Source organism: Sharpea porci (assembly GCF_009695655.1).
In the GTDB taxonomy this organism is placed as follows: domain Bacteria; phylum Bacillota_I; class Bacilli_A; order Erysipelotrichales; family Coprobacillaceae; genus Sharpea; species Sharpea porci.
This window is the reverse complement of record NZ_VUNM01000001.1, coordinates 237,509-244,663: the sequence shown is the minus strand read 5'-3', so window position 1 is coordinate 244,663 and position 7,155 is coordinate 237,509. Positions and strand designations below refer to the sequence as shown.

Sequence of the window (7,155 nt, the reverse complement as noted above, 5' to 3'; positions counted from 1 at the left end):
CTGGACTTAGTGAATACTATGGAGGATGGTATTACATAGAAAATGGTTCATTACGATGGAATTATAACGGCTTAGTCTATCACTATGGTACCTGGTATTATGTAAAGAATGGCCAGATTGATTGGAATTATAGTAATTTGGTTCTATACAATGGTGGCTGGTATTATGTGCATAATGGTAAGATTGACTGGGCTTACTCTACATTAGCGCAAATTGATGGCAAAGGGACTTGGTATAAAGTCACAAATGGAATCATTGATTGGAAATATACTGGACTTAGTGAATACTATGGAGGATGGTATTACATAGAAAATGGTTCATTACGATGGAATTATAACGGCTTAGTCTATCACTATGGTACCTGGTATTATGTAAAGAATGGCCAGATTGATTGGAACTACTCTAATCTCATTTATTTTAATGGTAATTGGTACTTTGTTAATAATGGTTTTATTAATTGGAATGTAAATACGTTGGCACAAGTAAATGGTGTTGGAGATTGGTATAAAGTCACAAAAGGAATGATTGATTGGAAATATACTGGACTTAGTGAATACTATGGAGGATGGTATTACATAGAAAATGGGAAATTAAATTGGAATTATAATAGTTTAGTATATTATCAAGGAATCTGGTATGCTATTGACAATGGTCAAATTACCTGGAATCATAAAGGGTTAGTATACTTTAATGGTGGTTATTTCTATGTTGAAAACAGCCAAGTTAATTTCAATTATAATGGTGTAGTTAATTATTTTGGAAGAGATTATAAAGTCGTTAACGGTGTGGCTAGAGTACCAAGAATTGCAGATTATATGGATAGTGTTGCACAATCATTATCAAGTGACACTCAATTCTTAATATTAGTTGATAGAAACACTCATACGGTTGGTATTTATAACGGTACAAAATATGACTGGAATAATTGGGCAAAGTGGAGCTGTACGGTAGGTAAAGCTAGCACACCAACAGTGACGGGATTGTTTAAGGTTGGAACTAAAGGGCGATACTTTAATACAGGTACAAGAGGTAGATGTTGGTATTTCACACAAATCTATGGTAATTATTTATTTCATTCGGTAATTTATGATAGATCCTCAAGCCCAGTCAAAATCATTGATGGGTCTATGGGAGTATCTGCTTCTCATGGGTGTGTTCGTTTATCTATTGATCATGCAAAATGGATTTACGATAATATTCCTAAAGGAACAACGGTATATATATATTAAAAAACATCATAACATTATATTCTTATTTATTCGTAACATGTAATAAACTGTAAATTATGTCATATAATTTAGGCGCTTTAAATAATCGTGGGGTCTTAGCTGACAAAATTTAAATTCGCTTTAAAAAACTGTGGGGTCAGTATGCACCTGATGCATATGATTCCACAGTTTTTTGTCCGTCCCCGTATTTTTAGATCATTGCTTTATTTCGCTTTTTGTTTTCTGCTGTTCAGTATCTTGTCAACAATATACCGGCCGCTAAAACCTGAATCATATTCGTTATGCAGATTCTGTGAAAACATGATTTTGTTTCTTGACCTCTTTAAGTTTCTATTGGCATTGCTGTGTATCTTCTTGATGTAATTGTTCTTTCCTTCTAGTTGGCCGTTTGAAATTCTTCTTCCATTGACCCATGTAAAGGAATTGAGGTATTCTCTCTGATATCATAGAAAGCTTTTATATCATCGCTGATGGAAAGAATCTCATCCAGCACGGTTTTATTGACACAGTGGCAGCCAAATATTGAATCAGATTTATATGTCTCAATGTCAACGGTAGGACCGTATTGCATGTGGAGTCTGTATTCCTTGGACTGTCTGTCATCTGAATGTTTACGCATTTCTCTTCATCTAAGAGGCGGACCTAATTATTATGCACAATTTAAAAGAATCATAGAGCATAAGTTCATGACCCGACGATTATTTAATATACTGTAATTTACAGTTTTTCTTTTATGTTGAGAATGAACATTGACATTTGTAATCTAGTAGATTAAACTTTTTTTGTTTTAAGGGGGGAAATTTATTTAAGATGAAAAAAGTTTTAAGGTATTTTCTTGTGGTTTTACTTGTCTTTTCGATTGGGTTTATATTTGATAATCCAGTAAAAGAATCTATTGCAGAAAATAAGCCAATAGAAAAAAACGAAAATATTGAAAATATTGGTGCGGATATCGCTAATTTAGCAATAGATGCGACAAATCCAGGGAAAATTAATAGTGATGACTTGAGTAAACTGGATCAGAGAGCAAAAAGTATCAATTTAGATATTAATAAGTTGGATAAGCAAGATAAAAAGAAGCTTGAAAACTCGAAAAAAGTTCTTAATCATGTTACTAAAACAATCAATATGAGAATGCTTGATCCATCTGAAGCATTGGCTAAAGCTGAAAAATCAGGTAAGGAAAACAGTTATCGTTTTATTGATGGTGTTGACATGAGCGTTGCATTAAATACAATCACAAAAGAAACAGGTGCAAAAAGCTCTAATTCTAATTCGCTAAAGACGTATGTTGCTAATGGTCAAAACATAGCAAAAATTTCTACTGAGTCTGATGTAATAAATCTTTCAAACAGTTCTTCGATTGATGGAATTGACGTTAGTTATCATAATGGGAAGATCAACTGGGATAAGGTAAAAGCTTCAGGAATAAAGTTTGCTATCTTGAGATGTGGATATGGGAAAGACATTACTTCACAGGATGATAAAAGATGGAATGAGTATGTAACTGAATGTGAAAAGCACAATATTCCTTACGGTGTTTACCTATATTCATATGCTCATAATTTTGAAGATGTTGATAGTGAAGTCGCCCATACATTGAGACTTGTAAGAGGTCATAATCCTACATTCCCAATATATTATGATTTAGAAGAAAATAGTCAGGAAGCCCTAGGCGAACAAACATTGTCAGCTTTTGCTTTTCATTTTTGTAATCAAATAGCGCAAGCTGGATATAAGACAGGTGTATATGCTAATTTAAACTGGTATCGTAATTATTTAACAACATTTGAACAAGATGGACGTTATTCTCATTGGATTGCAAGATACAATAGTAATGATGGTCATGCAGATCCTGAAGGCCCTTTTAAAGGTACGACATTTAATACAAACGTAGATATGTGGCAATATACGTCGCGAGGATACGTAGATGGTATTGGAACGTATGTTGATCTTAATTATTCATATGTAGATGCTATTGATTGGTCAAAGAATGTAACAGCAAGAACTACAGGTTTAGTTCAAGCAAAAAATGGTACATGGTATTATGTCCAAAATGGATTTGTGAACTGGAATTTTAGTGGACTAGTACTATTTAATGGTAATTGGTATTATGTAAATAATGGAGTAATTGATTGGAATTATAGCAATATTGTTGAATATAATGGTTCTTGGTATTACGTCCATAATGGTATGATTGATTGGAGCATAAATACATTAGCACGGGTAAATGGTCAAGGCCCATGGTATCAAATTACTAATGGTACATTGAATTGGAAATATTCAGGGTTAAGCTTTTATAATGGTGTATGGTATTATGTCAATAAAGGTAAAGTTGACTGGAATTTTAATGGTTTAGTAGAATATAATGGAAATTGGTATTATGTTCATAATGGTATTATTGACTGGTCATATAATAAATTAATTTGGTACAATGGAAGTTGGTATTATGTCCACGATGGTATGATTCATTGGGATTACAGTAATCTTGTTGATTACAACAATAATTGGTACTATGTCCATAATGGTATGATAGATTGGAAATATAACACATTAGCACAGGTCGATGGAAAGGGCTTGTGGTATCAAGTAACTAACGGAATGATTAATTGGAATTATACTAATCTTTCATTCTACAATGGTACTTGGTATTATATAAATCATGGAATCCTTGATTGGCAATACAATAATCTTGTTCAATACAATGGATATTGGTACTATGTAAGAAATGGTGCTATTGATTGGACATATCAAACTTTGTCACGAGTAAACAACCAGGGAGCATGGTATCAAGTTGTAAATGGCATGATAGATTGGAACTATAATGGATTGAGTGAATACAATGGCATTTTATATTATGTTCATAATGGATATGTTAATTGGAATTATTCTGGCCAAGTTAAGTATAAAGGAAGTTACTACACAGTTACTAATGGAATGGCTATGCCACATTAAATGATAAAAAGTAAAGCTGTTTAAATTTGAAATTGCTTAAAAACCTGTGGGTTCTGTATGCATTTGATGCATATGATCCCACAGTTTTATATTATCTGTAAGCGTATTAAAATTTGAATCTATTCTAAGTAGTCCCTGTCAGGTATGATATTGTCATGGAGGCAAGACCCTGGATTCTATACAAATTAACACCCAGCAAATACAAGAGATATAACCGGCCTGCAATCCTGCTGACAGTCCAGTCAGATGCTTTTTTCCTGATGTTTGGTTGAGCAGTCTAATGTTGCTAGTATAGATGTAGAACAAGTGTAATGGCTGTTTGTAATAACAAGAGTGGATTAATACAATGTTAGATGTAGTACCTACCTTTGTTTTATCAGGATTGAGGTTTTTCTATAGAAGATAAAAAAGCATTATTTGACAAGGAATTCAGATAAGGCGTTGTGAACTACAAGAAAGAGCATACTTACGAAATGTTTGTAAGCATCAAGAAGAAATTTAGCGTGCAGTCAACTACCATGGGAAATAGCCAATCAGAACATCTATAAAGCTGTCACTGACGCAATAAGTATAAAGCCAGGCAAATTCTTGGTTGCCAGTGTACTTGGTGTACTAGGCATTAACCTATTTGACTGCTAATACCACATGAGATAGGAGATAACGAAAACTGAAGAGAGCATAATGAAGGTAAAGATATTCAATGAAAGTAGTCAACTCTATGGGATCCATAAAGATAGCTGCAATCATGAACAGGAATGGTGGGGATAAGGTGTCATAGAAATACGATCAAGCTATCCTCTGCGTTTAAGGCAACTCAATTTTTATTATCAATATTGTTTTTTATTTTCATATTCAGTATTTTTTCAAGTGGCATCTAAAATTTACCTTACAGTTTTCTAAGAATAAAATTGCTTATTTATAGATAAATGAATGAGAGTGAATAATCAATAAGATGATTGCTTATAGTGACTTTTTGTTTTATCATAGACTTATGATTAATTATTGAGGAGGGCCGAATGAAGTGAATCATTCACAGGAAAGGAAGTTTTTTGTAGTTTTATGTATTCTTTTATCAGTTGTAGTAATAATATGTAACCTTAATATAAAAGCTAATGCTTCAAACAGTAAAATATCTATTGTACTTGATCCGGGACATGGAGGTTATCAACCCGGAGCAGTAAAAACGTATAACAATATAAAATATAGTGAAAGTTATATGACGCTAGTCATAGCAAATGCAGCTAAGGAAGAACTTGAAAAAACTGGTGCATTTGAAGTGCATATGACAAGAACTAAGGATACCTACTTATCTATTCCATCACGTACATCACTTGCTAAAGATGTAAAAGCACAAGCTCTCATAAGCTTTCATATAAATTCAGCAGGTTCAAGTGCTACAGGTTCAGAAGTTGAAATTCCAAATAAAAATTATCGACCACAACTAAATACAGAAGGTATAGCTTTAGGTAAATCAATTTTATCTGAATTAAATAAACTTGGTCTAAAAAATCGAGGTACATTTACTCGTAACTCAGAAAGTAATAATAGATACCCTGATGGTTCATTATCAGATTACTATGGCATTATTCGACAATCTAAAGAATATAATATTTTAGGTATCATTATTGAGCATGCCTTTATTTCTAATAAATCAGACGTAAATAATTATTTGTCAAGTGATGAAAAACTTAAAGCTTTAGGTGTGGCTGATGCAAAAGCAATTATGAAACATTATAATGTAAATTCTACATCAATCTCTCAAAATCAACAACTTAATCAAGACAATAAAGCTTCTAATGTGGTTCAAGATATAGAATTAGATTCTGATGATCCAAATGCATATAGTGTGATTCTAGGACATGAGATGAGAAATAACTCTAATATAAATAATGCAATGTATCCGATAGTGGGTACCTCTCAGGCTAATAAGGAGCAACTTATAAGCTATTATAAATCTAAAGCAGTTTTTCCTGATTTTTATAGTGCTCATGATACTGAGGTAAAATCTCTTGACGATTTTGTGCGTATTTATTGCCAGGAAGCAGAAGCTGAAAATATAAGGGTTGAAGTCGCATTTGCTCAAATGATTCATGAAACAAATTGGTTGAAATATGGTGGCCGTGTAAAAATAGATCAATACAATTTTGCTGGATTGGGGGCAACTGATGGAACTAAGGATAGTGGTTCGTTTGCTTCAGTACGCCTTGGCATTAGAGCACAAATTCAGCATTTGAAGGCATACGCTGATAAAAATGCAAAAGAGAATAATTTAGCAAATCCTTTAATTGATAATCGCTTTAAATACGTAAAAAAAGGATCTGCTGAATATGTCGAATGGCTTGGACAAAAAGAGAATCCTAATGGATTAGGATGGGCAACGCAAACCGGATATGGTAATATAATTCGATCTACAATAAATAAAATTTTGCAAATGTAGCCTTCTATAGGATATATATAATTAGTATTTCCGATAATTCAAGTAATGAGTACTTAACGTTAAAAGAGATTATTTTTTGAATTTAATGTAATTTGATAGGTGATTTCTCTCAGGGCTTCCTTTTCTAAGAAAGAATCTAACGTTATATCTATCGATGGTTTTGCCTATGGCCTGATTGGTCATAGGCATTAACTTTTTGATAAACTTCGGTATCCTCTATATAAAGTAGTCTTCTTGAAAATCCATGGTTGAATCTTTACTCCTGCTCAGCTACAAGCATTGGAAGGCCCCATTTGCATACGTTCTTGATTATGTTCTTAAAGTTATTGGCAATAATATTGGGCCATTTTATCTTGTTGTGTCTTTTTTAGCTATTAACTTTAGAGTTCTCTTAATTCAAATTAATCACATGATTGGTAGAGATTTTGGACTTTTGGCCTAAGGTGATATACTTGAAATTAATTCTCTCTTGAAAGGGCTGGTTTAATGTAAAGGAAAAATATGAAGCTTCATGTATCTTGTTTACCTGTTGTC

Annotated in this window: 4 protein-coding genes; 3 read left to right on the top strand and 1 reads right to left on the bottom strand. The window is 32.8% G+C overall.

The window, feature by feature from the left end; genetic code table 11:
- On the top strand, positions 1-1,229 hold a 1,229-nt coding region (locus FYJ79_RS01205), incomplete at its 5' end, for a L,D-transpeptidase family protein (RefSeq protein ID WP_154514163.1).
- Positions 1,230-1,605: 376 nt separating this feature from the next.
- Here the strand turns inward: FYJ79_RS01205 and FYJ79_RS01200 are convergent.
- Complete coding sequence (locus FYJ79_RS01200) at positions 1,606-1,848, bottom strand: hypothetical protein (RefSeq protein WP_154514162.1); 243 nt, start codon at positions 1,846-1,848, stop codon at positions 1,606-1,608.
- Between the two features lie 191 nt (positions 1,849-2,039).
- Here FYJ79_RS01200 and FYJ79_RS01195 point away from each other — a divergent pair, with 191 nt between their 5' ends.
- Both FYJ79_RS01195 and FYJ79_RS12735 read left to right on the top strand, forming a co-directional pair.
- Positions 2,040-4,184 carry a glycoside hydrolase family 25 protein gene (locus FYJ79_RS01195; RefSeq protein ID WP_154514161.1) on the top strand — a complete coding sequence of 715 codons (2,145 nt, stop codon included), beginning with the start codon at positions 2,040-2,042 and terminating at the stop codon, positions 4,182-4,184.
- Between the two features lie 1,021 nt (positions 4,185-5,205).
- The gene (locus FYJ79_RS12735) at positions 5,206-6,621 is read left to right on the top strand and encodes an N-acetylmuramoyl-L-alanine amidase (protein ID WP_154514160.1); all 1,416 of its coding nucleotides are present in this window, start codon (positions 5,206-5,208) and stop codon (positions 6,619-6,621) included.
- Positions 6,622-7,155 lie beyond the last annotated feature (534 nt).

Excerpts from the sequence above, each read along its gene's own strand:
- FYJ79_RS01200 (WP_154514162.1), bottom strand. The coding sequence starts at position 1,848 with ATGCGTAAACATTCAGATGACAGACAGTCCAAGGAATACAGACTCCAC.
- FYJ79_RS01195 (WP_154514161.1), top strand. The coding sequence starts at position 2,040 with ATGAAAAAAGTTTTAAGGTATTTTCTTGTGGTTTTACTTGTCTTTTCG.